General features: G+C 58.9%; 11 protein-coding genes and 8 pseudogenes. 6 read left to right on the forward strand and 13 right to left on the reverse strand.

The window, feature by feature from the left end:
* Positions 1-61 precede the first annotated feature (61 nt).
* Positions 62-216, reverse strand: a pseudogene (locus tag XH98_RS17610) (IS3 family transposase); the annotation flags it as partial.
* A 278-nt stretch (positions 217-494) separates the two neighbouring features.
* Positions 495-1,565: a 3-hydroxyacyl-CoA dehydrogenase NAD-binding domain-containing protein gene (locus tag XH98_RS17615; RefSeq protein WP_271619406.1), complete on the reverse strand. Its 1,071-nt coding sequence runs from the start codon at positions 1,563-1,565 to the stop codon at positions 495-497.
* A gap of 1,164 nt (positions 1,566-2,729) precedes the next feature.
* Between XH98_RS17615 and XH98_RS17620 the strand changes: the two genes are divergently transcribed.
* Positions 2,730-4,211: a CoA-binding protein gene (locus XH98_RS17620; RefSeq protein WP_271619407.1), complete on the forward strand. Its 1,482-nt coding sequence runs from the start codon at positions 2,730-2,732 to the stop codon at positions 4,209-4,211.
* Between the two features lie 514 nt (positions 4,212-4,725).
* On the opposite strand, the gene XH98_RS17625 is transcribed toward XH98_RS17620, so the two are convergent.
* The 3 genes and pseudogenes from XH98_RS17625 to XH98_RS41150 form a co-directional block, all read right to left on the reverse strand.
* Positions 4,726-5,718 (reverse strand): NAD(P)H-dependent flavin oxidoreductase, encoded by a 993-nt coding sequence (locus XH98_RS17625; RefSeq protein WP_442868600.1) that lies wholly within the window; start codon positions 5,716-5,718, stop codon positions 4,726-4,728.
* 327 nt (positions 5,719-6,045) lie between these two features.
* Positions 6,046-6,423, reverse strand: coding sequence for an IS66 family transposase (locus XH98_RS17630; RefSeq protein WP_271619418.1), 378 nt, complete (start codon positions 6,421-6,423; stop codon positions 6,046-6,048).
* Positions 6,363-6,774: pseudogene (locus tag XH98_RS41150) on the reverse strand (IS66 family transposase); the annotation flags it as partial. The gene XH98_RS17630 and the pseudogene XH98_RS41150, both read right to left, overlap by 61 nt.
* Before the next feature lie 57 nt (positions 6,775-6,831).
* Between XH98_RS41150 and XH98_RS17640 the strand changes: the two are divergent.
* The 3 genes from XH98_RS17640 (at position 6,832) to XH98_RS17645 (ending at position 8,889) form a co-directional block, all read left to right on the forward strand.
* Positions 6,832-7,353, forward strand: a complete 522-nt coding sequence (locus XH98_RS17640; protein ID WP_271619408.1) for a hypothetical protein — start codon at positions 6,832-6,834, stop codon at positions 7,351-7,353.
* On the forward strand, positions 7,238-7,477 hold the full coding sequence (locus XH98_RS41155; RefSeq protein ID WP_442868601.1) for a thioesterase family protein: 240 nt from the start codon (positions 7,238-7,240) through the stop codon (positions 7,475-7,477). Before XH98_RS17640 ends, XH98_RS41155 begins: the two co-directional genes overlap by 116 nt.
* A 527-nt stretch (positions 7,478-8,004) precedes the next feature.
* Positions 8,005-8,889 carry a 3-keto-5-aminohexanoate cleavage protein gene (locus XH98_RS17645; RefSeq protein ID WP_271619409.1) on the forward strand — a complete coding sequence of 295 codons (885 nt, stop codon included), beginning with the start codon at positions 8,005-8,007 and terminating at the stop codon, positions 8,887-8,889.
* A gap of 235 nt (positions 8,890-9,124) precedes the next feature.
* Here XH98_RS17645 and XH98_RS17650 read toward each other — a convergent pair.
* Positions 9,125-9,357: pseudogene (locus tag XH98_RS17650) on the reverse strand (integrase core domain-containing protein); the annotation flags it as partial.
* Positions 9,358-9,403: 46 nt separating this feature from the next.
* On the opposite strand from XH98_RS17650, the gene XH98_RS17655 reads away from it, so the two are divergent.
* Positions 9,404-10,777, forward strand: a complete 1,374-nt coding sequence (locus tag XH98_RS17655) for an IS30 family transposase (protein WP_271619410.1) — start codon at positions 9,404-9,406, stop codon at positions 10,775-10,777.
* Positions 10,778-10,817: 40 nt separating this feature from the next.
* Here the strand turns inward: XH98_RS17655 and XH98_RS17660 are convergent.
* Both XH98_RS17660 and XH98_RS17665 read right to left on the reverse strand, forming a co-directional pair.
* Positions 10,818-11,443, reverse strand: a pseudogene (locus tag XH98_RS17660) (IS3 family transposase); the annotation flags it as partial.
* 111 nt (positions 11,444-11,554) lie between these two features.
* A pseudogene (locus XH98_RS17665) lies at positions 11,555-11,824 on the reverse strand (transposase domain-containing protein); the annotation flags it as partial.
* Between the two features lie 252 nt (positions 11,825-12,076).
* Here XH98_RS17665 and XH98_RS17670 point away from each other — a divergent pair.
* Positions 12,077-13,264: an IS110 family transposase gene (locus XH98_RS17670; RefSeq protein WP_271619419.1), complete on the forward strand. Its 1,188-nt coding sequence runs from the start codon at positions 12,077-12,079 to the stop codon at positions 13,262-13,264.
* A 25-nt stretch (positions 13,265-13,289) separates the two neighbouring features.
* On the opposite strand, the pseudogene tnpC reads toward XH98_RS17670, so the two are convergent.
* From tnpC to XH98_RS17700, 5 genes and pseudogenes are all read right to left on the reverse strand, one after another.
* Positions 13,290-14,687 (reverse strand): annotated as a pseudogene (tnpC, locus tag XH98_RS17675) (IS66 family transposase); the annotation flags it as partial.
* Positions 14,688-14,732: 45 nt separating this feature from the next.
* On the reverse strand, positions 14,733-15,053 hold the full coding sequence (gene tnpB, locus XH98_RS17680) for an IS66 family insertion sequence element accessory protein TnpB (protein WP_442868602.1): 321 nt from the start codon (positions 15,051-15,053) through the stop codon (positions 14,733-14,735).
* 23 nt (positions 15,054-15,076) lie between these two features.
* The gene (tnpA, locus tag XH98_RS17685) at positions 15,077-15,478 is read right to left on the reverse strand and encodes an IS66-like element accessory protein TnpA (RefSeq protein WP_271619412.1); all 402 of its coding nucleotides are present in this window, start codon (positions 15,476-15,478) and stop codon (positions 15,077-15,079) included.
* A 56-nt stretch (positions 15,479-15,534) separates the two neighbouring features.
* A pseudogene (locus XH98_RS41160) lies at positions 15,535-16,906 on the reverse strand (IS110 family transposase).
* Positions 16,907-17,143: 237 nt separating this feature from the next.
* Positions 17,144-17,398 (reverse strand): annotated as a pseudogene (locus XH98_RS17700) (transposase); the annotation flags it as partial.
* Between the last annotated feature and the right edge of the window lie 283 nt (positions 17,399-17,681).

Here is a 17,681-nt window from a genome sequence, read left to right on the forward strand (position 1 = left end):
GGACACCGGATTAGCTACTTCCCAGACGATGCCCATGGTCGGCAATCAATTGCCGAAATTAATCGCTGGTATACCGGCTGCTTCGGTCGGAACGATGTAACAGCGCGTCCGGCCTGCCGCGCCGCCAGACGGTCATCAACAGTTTGTCTGTCATGAGCCGAGACTCATGGCGGCGCTCATCGACCAGTCCACTACGCGGCGCGACGGCAAGTCAATCGCGAACAGATCGCGGCAGACGTGGTGGCGCAGCAGGGAGAGCAGGTCCGATAGCGCCTTCTTTAAACGCGCGGCAAAAAGACCGTCAAGCTTGGACCAAACCACTCGTTCAACCAGGATGGATTTTTGCATGGTCATGCTCCGCGAACTATCTTGCTCGTGATTGGACAAGTGTTCGATCGCCCCTTGAGACGAGCTCACCGTGGTCACCAATGTGACGGACCAGAACGTGGGTGGCGTTGCAGAAGGAGAACAGCTGGCGGCTCTGATTTGGGCATTCAGCCTTTCGGTATTTCTGGCGCTGGGTCTGCGTCGGATCTGCCAGTTAGCTTCGGAACGCGGTCGCGCAGGCCCTCTTCCCAACGCAACAGCGTCTCACCAGCACCATAGTTCAGAGAGCGTAATCCCTTCAGCACGGCGACAATGCCGTCGTCGAGGTTCTGCTCAAACTCAGAAATGGTTAGGTTCTCGAGCTGGTCCTGTGCGTCCGACTGCTCGGTGAGTTTGTCCAGAAAGGCATCAGTGTACTCGGGTATCTCTTCGAGCTTTGAAGACGATTTCCGCCCGGGCCCCCATTTCTCGAAGAAGCTGCGAAAGCTCTTTTGGCCGCTGCCGACGAAGTAAGTCCCAAAAGGGCCAAAAACCGCTCCACGCAGTCCAAAAGAGTAGCGGACCGCGTCGTCGATCTCCTGTACGGTGGCTAGATCATCGTGCACCAGCCACAGCGCCTCACGCCATGCCGCCGTCTGCAGCCGGTTCGCAATGAAGCCGTCCACCTCCTTGCGCACGACGAGTGGGTGCATCCCGATAGCCCGGTAGATCTCTGCCGCCCGCGCCAGAGCCGCAGGCGCTGTGCGCTGTCCTGCGCACAGTTCAACCAAAGGCACTAGGTACACCGGGTTGAACGGATGGGCGACGAGTAGGCTCTCGGGATACCCCATCTTAGCCTGCAGCAATGACGGCACCAAGCCCGAAGTCGACGAGCAGATCAACGTTTCAGGGCCCACCACCCGGCTGACTTCGGCAAATAGCTGCTGCTTGACTTCCAAGCGCTCCGGCACGGACTCTTGCACCAGATCGACACCGTGCACCGCGTCGGCAAGCGAATTCACCACCGTCAGCGATCCCTCGGATGGCAGCGGAGCTTGGCTTAATCGCCGATATGCGCGACGCGCTTTTGCCAACTTCTCCTGTACGCGTTGGAGCGCACCGGGCGAACGGCCATGCATCCGCACGTCCACTCCATTAAGGATGAAACGCGCGGCCCACCCGCTTCCAATTACTCCACTTCCCAGCAGTCCGACTTCCCGCGGCCGCCTCTCGGATACCAACATAGACGCATCGCTCATGAATTTTCGCCTCAGACATACACGTTGATCTTAGCGTTCTCGAGCACCGCTTTTGGACTCGTCACCTGCACTTCGATGCGCTCGCCTGCGCAGGCCCGGCGTTGATCCCAGGCGGCGCGCAAGTATTCGACTGTTGAATACCCCGAACCTAACTCAAAATATCTCGGGCGTTCGCCAGTCCGCCGCAAAAGTCTCGCATGTGGATGTTAGCCCCCCCCGACATTGCATTAGTCGCAGAAACTGCCGACCTCCTCTGGCTGTCCCTGTTTCTACCGCGCTCAAGCCACGCTGCAATTGCAAAGCCATGACCGCCTCGGAACCATTCGCACTCTTTTCACATAGCAAGCTAGACTTATGCCAAGAGCGGCTGAACAACATTTGTAGGAAGTTCACGACACTTCAATTTACCAGCGTAAAGCCATCTCAGGCTCGAGTAGATTCATCAAGCTGTCCACCTGGTCGCGGCGCCAGTCTTCCGAGCAATTGTCGGGCCAGTTTTGAATTCCGTTGGCGCGTCCTCTGTCACGAGAAACGAAAACTCACGCCCGACCACCAACGTCTGGAACGAAGCGAAAGTAGTCGGAGTTCGGACATCGCTGTAGCTAGTCAGACATCCTGTCGGCATGTCTGCAAGACAATACCTACGTGTAGAAGCCGCGCTTCTTTTTACGTGAGCGAAGGAGCGCCACTCGGGATATCTCGCATCGAGGCTGAGCGCTTCTAATAATGCAACTATCAAATTTAGCGACGTCAGACGCTCGCTTAGAGCGCGTACAGCCGCAGATACTGTCCCGCTTCAGACAACGACGCGACGGCTGTTGGATTAAATACATGGATTTCCGTTCGTAGCACGCGGTTTTGAAACAATTCAAAGCCGCAATGCGGTTCAGCGCTGCTGGCACGGCGGTTGCTTTTGGAAGCGCACTCACATGGTGAGAACGGTGCCTAGATGCAAAGACGAAAGACGCTCTCCTGCCCTCACACGCGGCGCTCTTTGCGTCCGCCAATGGTAGACTTTCAGATGAACTGGATTGCGGGACCCGGTGACGCATCAACAACAATGTAACCGCTCGCGACGATCCGACGCGCGATCGTGGTACTCGCGCGGCCTCCCACAACCGCGGCAGTCTCCTTCCTTTTCAGCTCGACGGTACGAGGAATTACATGTCCCAATCTAGTGAAAAGACAACAGTACGTGGATTTAACACGGCGTTTGATTCTAATTTGGCCAAATTGGAGATGATCAGAGGCGAACGTAACCTCCGATCACTTTTCGAGCCGCAGGGAATTGCCGTCGTAGGTGCTTCGCCGAAACCGAGCTTCGCGAAATGCATTCTTAACAACATCGTGTCGTGCGGTTTCAACGGGAGTATCGCTGCCGTTAACCCGAACTATGGTACGGTCGACGGTGTAAACTGTTACAAGTGCATATCAGACGTCCCCTTCCAGGTCGACCTTGCCGTTCTGTGTGTTCCGGCTGGGAACATTTTGGCTGTTTTGCAGGAATGCAAGCTCAGGTCGGTGGGCGCCGTGCAGATCATCTCAAGCGGCTTCGCTGAACTCGACACTGAGGAGGGCCGCGCAAGACAGCAGCAAATTGAGCGCTTGGCAAAGCACTCGCCGACAACAGTGGTGGTTGGGCCCAACACCTTCGGGGTCATCAATCTGCACCGGCCAATGATCGCCATTGGAGATAGCAGGATACCTAAAATCGTTCCGGGGGGCGTCAGTTGCGTTTTCCAGAGCGGTCAGATGTTCACAATTATGCATCCTCTGATCGGCAGAGGTATCGGCATAGGAAAAATTGCTATGACCGGTAACGAAGTCACCGTAACGACAGCCGACGTAATCAGCTTCTTCGCTGCCGATCCACAAACAGAAGTCATCGTGAGTTATTCCGAAGGGCTAAAGGATCCGGACAATTTCGCAGCTGCCTGCACGCGCGCGCGGGAACGAGACAAGCCAATCATCATGTTGCGCGTCGGCGCCCATCTTGAGGTGCGCAAGGGCATCAGCCGACACACCGCAACACAAGCCGCGAACAGCTACGAAACGGACATGCAGTTCCTCAAAGGATTGGGTGTGATTGCTGTGGATTCGGCTGAGGACCTGATCGAAACCGTCGTCGCTTTCAAAGCGTCCCGTAAACCGCGGGGTAATCGCGTCGCCTTTGCGAGCTTTTCAGGTGGCATGGGAAATATGATGGCCGATCTGATTTTGTCTACGCGGAGCTTAAACCTTGTTTCGTTCTCTGATCAGTTGTGCAAACGATTGGCAGCCGCCCTTCCTACATTTGCGAACAGCTTCAATCCTCTGGATCTGAGCGCCCAGAGTGCCTTCAATACCGAGGTCCTGAGCAGGTGCATGCAGATACTCGGAGATAGCGGTGAGTTTGACATCCTCCTATGGGGGAAAGATTTGCCGATGAGCATCGATGACGAATCGCCAATCGGCATGGCTCTTAAAGCGTTCGAGGCCGAGCATCCTCAGATTGTTCTTATCCCAGTGTCGCAGATGAGCGGAGTCTATTGGGGTAAGGAAGTTGATGGAGTCCCACCCATGTTCGCCGGCCGACCACTTCTCCAAGGCACGGGAGTCTCGGTCCGAGCTCTGGACAAGGTGATCGAGTGGCATGCCTCAACTTAGAGACCGCCTTTGCTGACGAGTTACCGGCGCCGCTAGAGGTTGGCATCGAGGTGAGCGGTGTCACGGCCACAGGAGCGTGATACCTACTACTTACCTGCATAAGGATGTACCAGAAGGTTACAGTCCGGGGCGAAGAAGGGGAACAGATGAAGCCAATAAGAAGTATAAGGCTGGGTCATGATCGCTCACCTGGCTTCACCTGGCTCGCAAGGATGAGATCTCAGAGGCGACGATCTAGAATTGGAATTCGGCGACTTGAGGATTTCAAGACGAAGCGGCCGCATTATGCCGAAAGAGAACGCGGTATTCAAGAAGCGTCCGCCTGAGCAGATGGATCGATGCGGTCGCCCTTCCGCGAGCCGAATTTGTTCACCTCTTATCCCTGTTGCGCATTTATCCGGCTAGCCTCGTTTTCCAATTCTCGAAGTTGCGAGTGAGACTCTCCAGGACTTAAACTTCCGTCTGCACCACCAGATCTTTCATGTTCACTCAGTAAGCAGCGGATTCAGCTGCCCTACGGTCCTGAAGGCCAGCCACGAGCGCGAACGACGTTGGCTAACGCCTCCTCGTACTCTTGAGAGATCTCCTTGACAAGCTCGCCTGCACCGACGATTGAGCTGACGCCTGACACCGAGTGACCAGCACAGAAAATGTTGCTCCATTGGGGCGGTCCTTCACTAGACCCTTTACTGCCTGCTTTCAGCGTTGCGTGGTACACTGAGTCCCCAAGTTTGGCGGCGTCAAGACCGGCCGCCACTATGGAACCCCGCAACACGTTCGCAGGAAGTCCCCAAAACGCGCTGGTTAAGACAATGTCGTCAAGAGTGCTATTCACTAACATCTGACGATAGGAGTCGCTCGCCATGCTTTCCCAAGTGGCTATAAAGCGAGTACCCATGCAACCGAGCTCGCACCCTAGCACGCGAGCTGCCGCTAGCGAAACGCCATTTGCGATTCCGCCCGCAAGGACAATCGGACCATCGAATATCGCGCGGACCGAGCGGACAAAAGCAAATGGATTCGCCCATCCGGTATGCCCTCCCGCGCCAGCGGAGAGCAAAATCAAACCATCCGCACCGGCCTCGATCGCCTTTTCCGCGTGGCGCAGCGAGGCGATGTCGGCAAACACAAGGCAGCCGATTTCATGCAAGGTATGGACTGCTTGCGCCGGCGACCCGACGCTAGTTATGACAATCTCCACCTTGTGACGCATTAGACAAGCCAAATCATCCTTGAATCGTCGGTGCCGCATCATGAGCGTTGGGCAGTACGGCGCGACGGGCCGATCCCGGTTGGCGAAGTCTCGTTCAATCCGAACGAGCCAGTGATCGAGCTCCTCAACCGTTCGGGCATTGGTTGTGGGAAACGCACCGATCGCTCCCGACCGGCAGACAGTGGTCACCAATTCCACCCCAGAAACACCAGCCATTGGCGCGACGATCAAAGGTAAGGTCAATCGGCCAAGAATAGCACGTATCCATCTTCCACTCTCAAGATGTGTATTCACAGTTAGCCACTCCCTTGATCTAGATTCCTTTTCGCAGCAAATGACCCGGCGTCCATCACACTGCCTCAAGCTGCAACATCGGCGAAGCGTGGATCGCAATCGCGCTAAATGAATGACGAGTTCGACGCAAGCGTGGGCGCCGATCGTCCTGCTGGTCAAGCGGACACGTAAAACCTGTCGATTCGCATCGCGAACTCCTCCAACCCGATTTTGGTCAACCTGACGCTCGCCCCAATACATGGCACCTTCGTGCAATCCGCTCAATTATCGACATTGGGAGTTGACCAGACGGCGGACTGTGCCAGTGGCCGGATCTCCGCAAGCACGTCAGGCAAAAAGAGAGTTCTTGGCGTTGAGCTTGATCGGCCGCAAGGCACGCTCGTCCAGCATTGGTGTCCATCTCGATGCGCCCATCATTAGGTAGAGCGTCAGGCCGGCCCAACGTCGCAGCGCATAGCGCAATGCCTTCGCCGTTTCGCTTTTCTGCGCAAGGTGATCCTCAAACCACTGCTTCAAGGCTGCCGCCAGAGGCCGGGCATGCTCCTGCCTGCCGGTATTGCGCTCGTCCGCAGATCGGCCGCGGAGTACCTTTTCAACCGCGTAAAGCTGGGCGATGCGCTCGAGGGCGTCGCGGGCACCGGAGCTGGCGCCGGCGCAGCCTCCCGCTCGATCTTCACAAACTGGCGCCGCAGATGCGACCAGCAGAAGGCGAGCGTCCCGGACAGGGCGTCCGCACGCGTCTCTCGGGTCATGGTCTTGTAAGCCTGATAGCCGTCGCAGTGGATGATGCCGCGGTGCCCTCAAGCAGCCGCAAGCCATGAACGGCGCCGCGGCCCCGTGCATAGGCATAGACCACCCCATGCGGATCAGTGGCATAGCCGACCCAGAAGGCGAGCGTGGAACGGTCGAGCGCTATTCCGTGGGTCGCCAGCATCTGCGCCTGGGGTAAAGCGGCAAATGCCAGTGATACTTCGCGTCCATCACATGCGCGACCAGCCGCTCGGTGGGCAATCCTCCCCTGATCAGTCGCTCGGGCGCGGCGTACTGGATGGGGCCTGTCTACGATACTGTTTCTCGGTAAGAGCAACCATCCGTCCCTTTCGGGGTAAGTTCGTGGAAAGTCTCGGCCGTGGAAATGGACGGCGGCTTATAGCGCCTGCAAGTTTTCGGCCTGATCAGGCGCTGCTGCAGAAATACGCCGAACAGGCAAATGGTCAGGCAGGGCTGATCGCGTTGCGCAACGCTGGCGTCGTGGGAATTCGCTCCGAGTTGCAGCGAATCAGGACAACCTTTGGGAGAGCGACACATGAGTTGGGTCAAAACTTGGGAAGGGGCGTCGAGAAGGACTGGGACCAGCTTGATCACGTCAATTTCCTGACCTACCAGCGCATCGCCGATCTTGCGAGTATCGAGATCTGGCGCCGGGCAAGGGGTGGTGATCAATCTGAGGCAGGTCTTCAGTTTGTCATGACCGAGACGTATATTCGTTATGTTCCCGAACTGCACTTGGGCGCCCTTATTGAAAATCCGGACATCCCTCATTGCCTCGGACACCAAACGATTTCATCTTCTTCATCGCCTCGAAAGCGCGGGCGATCTCGTTTCTATGGTCGAGACGCTCAACCTATGCTTTGATCCAGTGGCTCGAAGGGTGGCTCCGTTCGCGGCCGACATCAGTAGCTACTTCTCGTCTTGGAGCCGCCCGTCGGATGATGGTCTTCCGCCATTGTCCATAGGCCGACGTCCCTTTCGTAACTGATTATAGCCGTGTTTAGTTTAACCGAGGAAACTAACTATATCCACGCGTCCCGATTTGGAGTCTGCACTTTTGGTCGATCACCGCATTCAAACCGTCTTCTCGCGTCCGTGCGACGGCGTCCTCGTGGACTCCAGACTCGAGGAACGCCCCCCGTTTCTCCGTCGAAACGTTCAGCGCGGCTTCAAGTGAAACCTCGATTGCCAACCGGTTCACGAAATCGAAGGCTCTCGAAGAACTTGGATTCGACGGAGCTACCTGTTTTGGCTGATGGGACGTATTGCCTGATGGTAAATCTGCAAGAATCGTCCGTATTCGCTTAAATTCCGCCTCCGGGAGGCAGATGAACCTCTAAAGCGCATCTAGAAGCAATCGCCAATGTGTCGGTTGCGAGGTGCGGAGCTGAAGGCGCTCCCTTCCGCGGAAATCGACTAGACATAAAGGCTAGCGGCCGGCGAGTTCGGGCTACCTGTAACAATAGTGGCCAGCTTGCTGAACTTAATTTCGTAGACTTAACATAGGAGATTTTGATGTCCCTGAAGGTGATCATCACGTGTGCAGTAACTGGGGGCGATAGCGCAGTCCTCGCGAAACATCCGAACATTCCCAAGACGCCATTGGAAATTGCAGATGCTGCGCTGGAGGCAGCTAAGGCAGGAGCCGCGGTCGTTCATATCCACGTGCGTGATCCAAACACCGGTCTTGGGTCGAACCGATTCGAACTCTATGAACAGGTCGTAAAGAAGATCCGAGACGCGGCAACTGACGTCATCATCAACTTGACCTGCGGAATGGACGGCGCACTGGTTCTTGACTCCGTTGACCCTATCAAAGTCGGTACAGCGAGCACGCTTAAGAATCCCGCGGGGCGATGTCTCCACGCGGTCAAGCTTCAGCCAGAGCTTAGTACCTTGGATTGCGCTACCATGACATTCGGAGAGCGCATCTATGTTGCACGTATGTCCGAATTGAGAGAGATGGCGGCTTTTATGCGGGAGGCCGGCGTCAAGCCTGAGTTGGAATGCTTTGATTTAGGCCACATTGAAACCGCAAAGAAGCTAATATCCGAGGGCGCGATTGATGGCTCTCCCCTCTTTCAGTTCTGCCTCGGTACAGGAAATGGTGCGCCGGCCCTTCCGATCGTTCTCCAGGCTATGCGGGAGCTTTTGCCCGCGGGAGCCATTTGGGGTGGATTTGGCTGTGGTCCCGATGAAATGCCCATGGTCGCACAGGTAGTGGCGATTGGCGGCCATGTCAGAGTTGGATTGGAAGATAACATTTACCTGCGGCGTGGTGTGCTGGCATCCAACCGCGAGCTGGTCGAGAATGCGGTGGGTATCGTTGAGCGCATGGGCGCTAGCGTCGCAACACCGGCTGAGGCGCGGGCAATCCTTGGCGTTATAAAACGCGGATAACTTCGCCTAGATCCTAGTACGGCTTCAGTATGCTGGGCTCTCGGGCTGTTGATAGCATCGGCACGCGCTGGATGAAGTGCCGGATTCCATCCTGCTGCAACTTGACGAACTTCTAAACGAACGGGCTTCCAACTAGATTTCTGGCTGGAATCCGCCCGCTTAGCGTCTCAGAAGGTGAACTTCCCCCGAAAAGTGGACGTGTTAGGCGGCTTTTAGCTCCATTTCGCTTCGGGCGATATTCGATGGCGGAATGGAGTCTTGTTCGGTTATAGAAGTCCTCGATCAAGGCGAAGATGTCGCGCTCGGCCTCAGCGCGGGTGTTGTATTGGCGATGATGGATGAGCTCGGTCTTCAAGGTATGGAAGAAGCTCTCCATGGGGGCGTTATGGTAGCAATCGGCCTTGCGGCTCATCGATGGGGTGATGCCGGCCCCCTTAGGGCATTGGGATAGGCGCGTGAGGCATATTGGGCGGATTCAGGCCGTCGTAGCAACACTCTGGAGGTGGAGGTTGCGATGAGCATTCGAAAGCGGCGATCGGCACGGTCAGGACGAGCGCCATTACCATCGCCAGGACGACCGTCTGCTGCAGGGCGCGATGAACAAAATCGATTCTGGCGGGCGATTGCCGGCGGACTGAGCAGCGAAGAGGCTGCGCTCGAAGCCGGAGTGTCGCAACCTGTCGGAACCAGATGGTTCCGAAAGGCGGGCGGCATGCCACCAGCGATGTTCAGATCTTCGGCCAAGCCGCTCTCTGGGCGGTACCTCTCATTGGTAGAGCGCGAGGAGATCGCACTCCTCAAGGTGCAGGGCCATTCCATACAAGAGATTGGGCGCCGCCTCGGTCGGGCTGCCTCGACAATCTCGCGTGAACTGCGGCGCGATGCGGCCACCCGCAGCGGCGGGTTGGAGTACCGGGCGACGACTGCCCAGTGGCATGCAGATCGATCGGCCCGTCGTCCGAAGCTGACCAAGCTTGCGCTCAACACCACCTTGCGCACTTATGTGGAAGAGCGACTTGCTGGTGTCGTCGTGACTCCGAGCGGCACTCCTGTTCCTGGTCCCGCCGTTCCGTGGAAGGGCCGCCGGCATGGGCCGCGCAAGGATCGGCGATGGGCCAAAGCCTGGAGCCCTGAGCAGATTGCCCGACGCTTGCCGATCGACTTCCCGGACGACAAGACGATGCGCATCAGCCACGAAGCTATCTATCAAGCCCTCTTCGTTCAGGGCCGCGGGGCGCTACGCCGCGAACTGACGGCCTGCTTGCGAACAGGGCGTGTGTTACGGATGCCCAGAGCACGCGTACGCAGGCGAGTTAAGGGCTTTGTCTCGCCGGAGATCATGGTCAGTGAGCGCCCCGCTGAAGCGGCCGATCGAGCAGTGCCGGGACATTGGGAGGGAGACCTTATCCTCGGTCTTAGCAGCTCGGCAATCGGCACGCTGGTCGAGCGCACGACGCGCTTTACGATGCTCTTACACCTTACACGGTTGGCGGGACATGGCGAAGCTCCGCGCGCGAAGAACGGGCCCGCCCTCGCGGGACATGGGGCCGAAGCCGTGCGCGACGCGATCACGCGCACCATCATCACTTTGCCCGAAGAGCTGCGCCGCTCGCTAACCTGGGATCAGGGAGCCGAAATGGCTCAGCACGATCGTCTCAAGCTCGATGCGGGTATCCAGGTCTACTTCTGCGACCCGCGAAGCCCTTGGCAGCGCGGCACTAACGAGAACACCAACGGTTTGTTGCGGCAGTACTTCCCGAAAGGCACAGACCTGAGCATCCACAGCGCCGACGAGATATCCGCTGTGCCAGCGGCCCTCAATGCCCGACCGAGAAAGACACTGGGTTGGAAAACACCCGCGGAGGCGCTTGACGCCTTGCTGTCATGAGCGAAAGTAACTGGTGTTGCGACGACCGCCTGAATCCGCCCTGACTGCCCTGGTCGGAGTGGTGCAACAGTGCGTCGGGCTTGCCGCGTCGCCAGACGGCCATCAGCAGGGCATCGGTCACCAACTGAGCTGTCATGGCGGCGCTCATCGACCAACCCATCACCCGGCGTGAGAACAAGTCGATCACTGCTGCGACGTAGAGCCAGCCCTCCGCGGTCCAGAGATACGTAAAGTCGAAGAGCCACTACTGGTTCGGCCGCTCGGCAATGAATTGCCGGTCAAGGAGGTTCGCCGGCACGGCCTCGAGCTGTCGATCGCCGCTGTCCTTGGCAAGCGCCGGCGTCGCGGCCGCGGCTGCAAGCCTTGCAAGCGCATCAGTCGTTCGATTTGGTGGAGGCCACAGTCCGCCCCATCGGCAAGCAGATCACGCCACACCCGGCGCGCACCATAGGTGCGGTCGCCCGCCATGAAGCTGGCCTTCACCTTGCCGCCGAGTTCTTCGTCGCTGCGGGATCTGGCGCTGGGCGAGCGATTCAGCCAGGCATGGAAGCCCGACCGCAACACCCCCAGCGCATCGCATAGCCATGCCACCGGCCAGATCGCCCGGTGCTTCGCGATGAAGACGAACTTCATGTCGCTTCCTTCGCGAAGAAGGCTGCGGCCTTCCTAAGAAACAGCCGGATTGGCGTCGCCCGGAATGTACGCATACGACAAAGGCCGCCTGATTGACGCATGCGCGCGAGCACGGCGAGTTCTACGATGGCGTTGCGTGAAGGGTCAGGCGGCTTGCTGATTGGCGGACTTGCCGGCTTGGTGCAGGAGCTTCCATTCCCAGGGCAGCAGTTCGCGCAGACGCGAGGTGGGAAGATCAGCGATCCGGGCGAGGACGTCGGCGAGCCAAGCCTTGGGATCGACGTCGTTGAGGCGACAGGTCGTGATCATCGTCAGCATGATAGCTGCACGATCGGCGCCACGCTGGCTGCCAGCGAAGGTCCAGTTGCGCCTTCCCAAGGCAATGCCTCTCAATGCACGCTCAGCGCAATTGTTAAAGGGCATGATGTTTTCAGCGCTCAAACCCGGTGGAGAGGACTGGTCGTCCGGATTAGTCTGTCGAAGCCGGGATAGGGGCGCTGGAGCACGAAACGGTGGCAGGCCGCCATGACCATGAGCTGTGAGCTCGCTTTGTTACTTGGCCGCCCCCTACGACTTACCCGGCTGCGCTGCGAGCGCGGATCCGTAGATGTCGTGCAAGCCACTGGCTCCTGAGACAAAGGAGAACCAAGCATGCAAATCGTCGGCATGGACATCCACCGATCGTTCGCCCAGGTGGCGATCCTGGAGGACGGAACAATAATCCGACAGCTCCGCGTAGATCTCGTCCACGATCGGCTTGTCGCCTTTGCCAAGACACTCAGCCTCGAGGATGAGGTGGTCATCGAGGTGACGGGCAACAGCGCGGCGGTCGAACGTATTCTGCGCCCGCACGTTAAGCGCGTCGCCGTCGCCAATCCGAGGCTCGTTCGGGAGATCGCCTATGCGCGAGTCAAAACGGACAAGGTCGATGCTGGGACCCTGGCAAAGTTGCATGCTGCCGGCTTCTTGCCGGAGGTCTGGGTTGCTGACGAGGACACCTACAGCCGCCGGCGCCAGATGGCCGAGCGCGCTGGCGTCTTGGCGCAGATCATCCGGATCAAAGGACGCATGAAGGCTATCCTGCATGCCAACCTCATCCCGCCCTACAAAGGCTATCTCTTCGGCAAGCGCGGACAGCATTGGCTGGACAGTCTGCCTCTTCCATCGGAGGAGCGTGCAATGCTCCGGCGTCTGATCGCGGAACTCGAACGCGTGACGAAGCAACTGTCGGACATCGATAAAGTCGTGGCCCAGCAGGCTCTGAACGATTCACGGGCTCTCAAGCTGATGACGATCTCCGGCGTGAGTTCGGTTGTCGCATCGAGTGTACTGGCCTCCATCGGCGACATCGCGCGCTTCCCGTCGCCGGATAAGCTCAGCAGCTATTTCGGGTTGACTCCGCGGGTTCGGCAGTCAGGCGAGCACCCGGCACGGCATGGCCGGATCTCGAAGCAGGGCAACCGTGACGCCCGCAAGATGCTGGTTGAGGCTGCGTGGTCAGCCAAGACGGCGCCGGGTCCGTTGCGAGCATTTTTCAACCGCACGCAGAAAAAGCACGGGGCCGGGGTCGCTGCCGTCGCGACGGCGCGCAAGCTCGCAGTCATGATCTGGCACGTCCTGACGACCGGGAAGGACTACGCTTACGCGCGGCCAGCGTTCACGGCGATGAAACTCCGGAAGGTGGCTCTGAAGGCTGGGGCTCCCCGTGCCTACGGCAAGGCTGGCCCGGGCCGGGACTATTGGATCAAGGAAATCCGCGAACGGGAAGCTGGTTACGTCGCACGCGTCGAGAAGGCCTACGAACGCATGGTGGCTGCCTGGAAGGAAAAACCAAAAAAAGTTGCTACGAACTGAAGGTAAGGACTTCTCAACACCATCCGTCCGTGGTCAAGCAGATCCTGCCATCGTCGAGGAAGCGGACGAAGTCGTCCCAGCGCTTAAGCATGTAGTTCATGGGCTTCAGGACCTCGGCGGAGCGCGAGAGGCTTTCTCGCTCGCGGAGCAGCCAGTCGTGCATGTCGTCGAGCAGCGGCTTGCTCCGCTCCTGGCGCACGGCACGCCGCTCGTCGGCGCTACGGCCGTTGATGGCGCGCTCGATCTCGAACAACGCATCCAGACGCCTGACCGCCTCCAGCGCGATCGGAGAGACCGGTTTGCCCTTGCCTTCCCGGGCGGCTTTCTCGATGTCAGCCAGCTCGAAGAATCCCCGCCGCGCATGGGCCAGGCAAAATGCGGGCGTGATCGGCATTGCTTTCCTTTTTGGGTCGAACAACGGCTCGAAGCCGCCATAGCAATCCGCCTGCAGAATGCCGACGAAGGCGGCCAGATGCTTCTGGGGATGTTCGCCCCGTCGGTCGCCCGAGGCGTAATAGACCGCCGCCGGCGGCGCAGGTCCGGCGAACGGCCGATCATCCCGCACGTACGTCCAGATCCGGCCGGTCGTGCATTTGCCCTTCGCCAGGATGCGGATGGGGGTGTCGTCGCCATGAAGGCGCTCGGCCGCGAGCACATGACGCTCGATTAGCTGGAACAGCGGCATGACCGCGAAAGTTCCGTGGCCGACCTGGTCGGCCAGCGTCGACAGCGGCAGATCGATCCTCTCGGCCTTGAAGCGCACGCTCTGGCGGTTGAGCGGGATATGCATGCCGAATTTGTCGAACAAAATCGTCGCCAGCAATTGTGGGCCGATGAAGCCGCGGGGCGTCGCATGGAACGGTGCCGGCGGCTGGCTGATCTTCTCGCAATCGCGGCAGGTGAACTTCTCGCGTACCGTCTCGATGACCTTAAAGCGACGCGGAATCTCCTCCAGCGTCTTGGTCACATCCTCGCCGACCTTCGCCAGCCGCGATCCGCCGCAGCAGGCGCAGGTCGTTGGAGCCTTGATGACGACGCGCTCACGTTCGATGTCGTCCGGCCACGGTTTGCGCACCGGCCGCTTGCGCGTGAAGGCGCTCACGCTCTGGGTTTTTGCCGCGGCAGCCTGCGCAGCCAGCTCATTCTCGGTCGCCGTGGTGGCGAGTTCTTCGAGCTCCAATTCCAACTGCTCGAGTAGCCGCGCCGTGCGCTCGGAGCGCTGCCCGTGCAGTTCGCGTTTGAGCTTCTCGATCCGTAGCTCAAGATGAGCGATCAGCACCTCGCTGTCCGATAGCTCCGCCCGCGCGTTGGCGGCATCCGCGAGTGCCACATCGCGTTCAGCCTGCAACGCCTCGCGCTCGGCCAGCAGCGCAAGGTAGACGCTTGCGAGATCCGACGGAAGATCGTCCGGCTTCGATGTCATGAAGCCATTGAATCAGATCGAGCATCAGATTCAAACCCAAAACGATTATCCGACCCGCGTCAGGCGCTGGGTTTCTTGCGGATTGCGCCAATCGATCCCGGACAGCAGGTAGCTCAACTGCGCCAGCGAGATCGTTACTGCTTCACCGGCAACCGATGGCCAGATAAACTTTCCTCTCTCGAGTTTTTTTGTGAACAAGCAGGCTCCCTGACCATCGTGCCTGATCACCTTCACAAGATCGCTGCGGCGACCACGGAAGACAAACAAATGACCGCTAAGCGGTTCTTTGTGCAGCACCTCCTGCACTTGGAGGGCCAGCGATGGAAAGCCTCTGCGCATATCCGTGTAGCCTGTAGCCAGCCACACTCGCACATTCCCTGGTACAGAAATCATCGGCGTCCAAGCACATCGAGGACCCGCGCCAACGCCTCCGGATCGACGTGCGCATCCACCCGGATGCACCGTCGGTTGCCGAGATCGATCTCTATCAATCCAGTACGCGCAGCTGCCGCCGAACGAACTCGGCCATCAATCGTAGGCAAAAGCTTCGGAGTTTCTTCAGCCGAGGCTGCTACGGCGGCGATCTGCACCGGCGTAAAAGATGGTGCAACTTGTTCCGATGTCCGTGCTTGGCGACGCCAGGTAAACACCAGGCTGGCCGCTACTCCGTTGCGCCGCGCAACCTCAGTTACCTTCGCGCCCGGTGCCAGCGTCTCCTCGACAATCCGTGCCTTGTCGTCCTGCGACCAACGCCGCCGCCGCTCGAGCCCGCCCAAAACCTCGACCCGCATCGCCTGATGACCTTAAAGCTAGACTTAAGGTCACACGCTTCGCGAATTACCACCCGTCACGCAAGACGGTCCTCGTCGGAGGCGTACCCCGGAATGGCCTGCAACACGATGCCTAGCGATTTCGCCCGGCGCTGTAGGTTGGCGCCGACACGGCTACGATATTGCTGCTCATATTGGTCGGCGCCAGGATCCCTGTAGCTCATGCCGTGCCGGAGTGTGTTGTAGAATAAAACCGCAATCTTGCGAGCGGTCGCCGTCACGGCCTTAGATTTACCTGCACGTGAGGACAACCAATGATAGAATGCTCCCAGCGCTGTCTCGCGCTTCCCCACAGTTGTGGCTGCCAACCGCAACAGCGCAGCTGCGCGACTTGAGGATCTCCGTGTGCGCGAGGACAGCACCTTACCGCCGGAGATCTTGTTGCCGGGTGTGAGGCAGAGCCACGAAGTGAAGTGTTTGGCGCTCGGCCATGCCCTTAAATCCTTGCCACACTCGCCGACGAGCTTCAATGCGAGCGACGGACGCAACCCATGGATCTCAGTCAAATCGACGCCGAGCACGCCGTACAGTGCGGCCCTGACATCGAAGGTGGGGGTGTTGACCTGCTTGGTCTTTACGCGTGGCTTGGCTAGCTTTCCGACCGGTCTTGCTCCTTTGGTGTTCAATGCACTGATCAGGACTTCGAGCTTGCGATCACAGTTGAGCATCTTTGCCTGATAGACGTCGTAGAGCTCCAGCGATTGAGTCAACGCGAAGACATGCTCGTGGCGGTCAATGCCTACGAGTGCTGCGCGGATCGTCTCAATCGATGAATGGCAGCGCACGTCCCGATAGGTTGCCAGGACGTCGGGATTGCGTTCGCCTGCAACAATGGCTCGTAATCCTCATGCCGGTCGCGCCGGTGATATCCGAGACAACATGATGGAGCTGCAGGTTCATTTCCATCATGGCCTTCTGCATATGTTGGATATGGGCGGCAGCATATTCCACGAGCCGCTCGCGCTGGCGCAGATAGGCTCGCAAGGTTGCGATCTCGGCATCGGGTCGGCAGCTGCCCCGTAACAGGCCATAGGAGTGGAGCTGGCGTAACCAAGCGGCATCGCTGAGATCGGTTTTGCGCCCAGGTACATTCTTGGCGTACCGCGCGTTCACCAGAATGACCTCAAACCCGCGCTGTTCTAGGATCTCGTAGACTGGGATCCAATAGACCCCAGTGGATTCCATCGCGACACTGGGCACGCCGCGCGCCTTGAACCAGTCCGCCAGCTCATGCAGATCTTGCGTGAATGTGCCGAATGCACGCACTGGCGTGTCGGTGCAGGCCGGGTTCACCCCGGCCATGTGCATCCTTGACCCGATGTCGATTGCGGCCGCACCGAGGTTGACCGGCTTTAAGTCCGGGCCGCCACCGGTTGTCCTCTTAGGCATCGCAAATCCTTCGTCCGATGATGGGCTGGAGGGTCTGGGCTATGCTAATTTGTCATCTTCCTAATCGGGATCGCCGCCGAAACAGCGTCACCACTCTCAAGTCCGCATGCGCCCATGGACCACGTTTCTTAACGGGGACAGTGCCTCCAATAAGCTGACGGCCGCTAACCCTCCGAGCTAAGGGATAGCACAAGGCTGTTTCTAGCCCGCGCAGGCGCGCCACGACGCTGGACAGTTTTTTAGGATATCCCGCTCGGCCTTTAACTTGGCGACCTCACGGCGCAACCGCTCGATCTCCTGCTGCTCCGGCTTCATCTGCCCGTGGCCGGGAAAGGCCTGCACCGGATCGGAGCCGAACTCTTTCACCCATTTGCGCAGAACGTTCTCATGGACATCCAGGTCCCGCCCGGCCTGCGCCACCGACACCCCACGCTCCCTAACCAGCTTGACCGCCTCGATCTTGAACTCGCGACTGAACTTCCGTCTCTTCATCGCCCACCTCCGGCTTCATGAAACACCTAATCTCGGTGTCCATCAAACCGGCAGCAGTTCAGCTCGCCTATCTCATCTGCCCAAGCGGGAACGCCCCTTGTGACAGCGGGATCGTGGTCATGTTCTTGCCATCAGCGATCTCCTCTCCCGGGGCAGGTCCGCACGGCACGGCTTGCGGCCGACGTGCCGCTTTCGAGGCTCTGCGCTCTGCCGTCGGCTGCCTTTCACGTCGCTCTCCGTCTAGGGCGTAACGCGAGGAACCGGCGATGATAGAAATGGCTGT

It is taken from the genome of Bradyrhizobium sp. CCBAU 51745, from assembly GCF_028128715.1.
GTDB classification, from domain to species: Bacteria; Pseudomonadota; Alphaproteobacteria; order Rhizobiales; family Xanthobacteraceae; genus Bradyrhizobium; species Bradyrhizobium manausense.

Excerpts from the sequence above, each read along its gene's own strand:
- XH98_RS17645 (WP_271619409.1), top strand. The coding sequence starts at position 8,005 with ATGTCCCTGAAGGTGATCATCACGTGTGCAGTAACTGGGGGCGATAGC.
- XH98_RS17620 (WP_271619407.1), top strand. The coding sequence starts at position 2,730 with ATGTCCCAATCTAGTGAAAAGACAACAGTACGTGGATTTAACACGGCG.
- tnpA (WP_271619412.1), bottom strand. The coding sequence starts at position 15,478 with ATGCGGGTCGAGGTTTTGGGCGGGCTCGAGCGGCGGCGGCGTTGGTCG.
- XH98_RS17655 (WP_271619410.1), top strand. The coding sequence starts at position 9,404 with ATGAGCATTCGAAAGCGGCGATCGGCACGGTCAGGACGAGCGCCATTA.
- XH98_RS17670 (WP_271619419.1), top strand. The coding sequence starts at position 12,077 with ATGGACATCCACCGATCGTTCGCCCAGGTGGCGATCCTGGAGGACGGA.
- XH98_RS17615 (WP_271619406.1), bottom strand. The coding sequence starts at position 1,565 with ATGAGCGATGCGTCTATGTTGGTATCCGAGAGGCGGCCGCGGGAAGTC.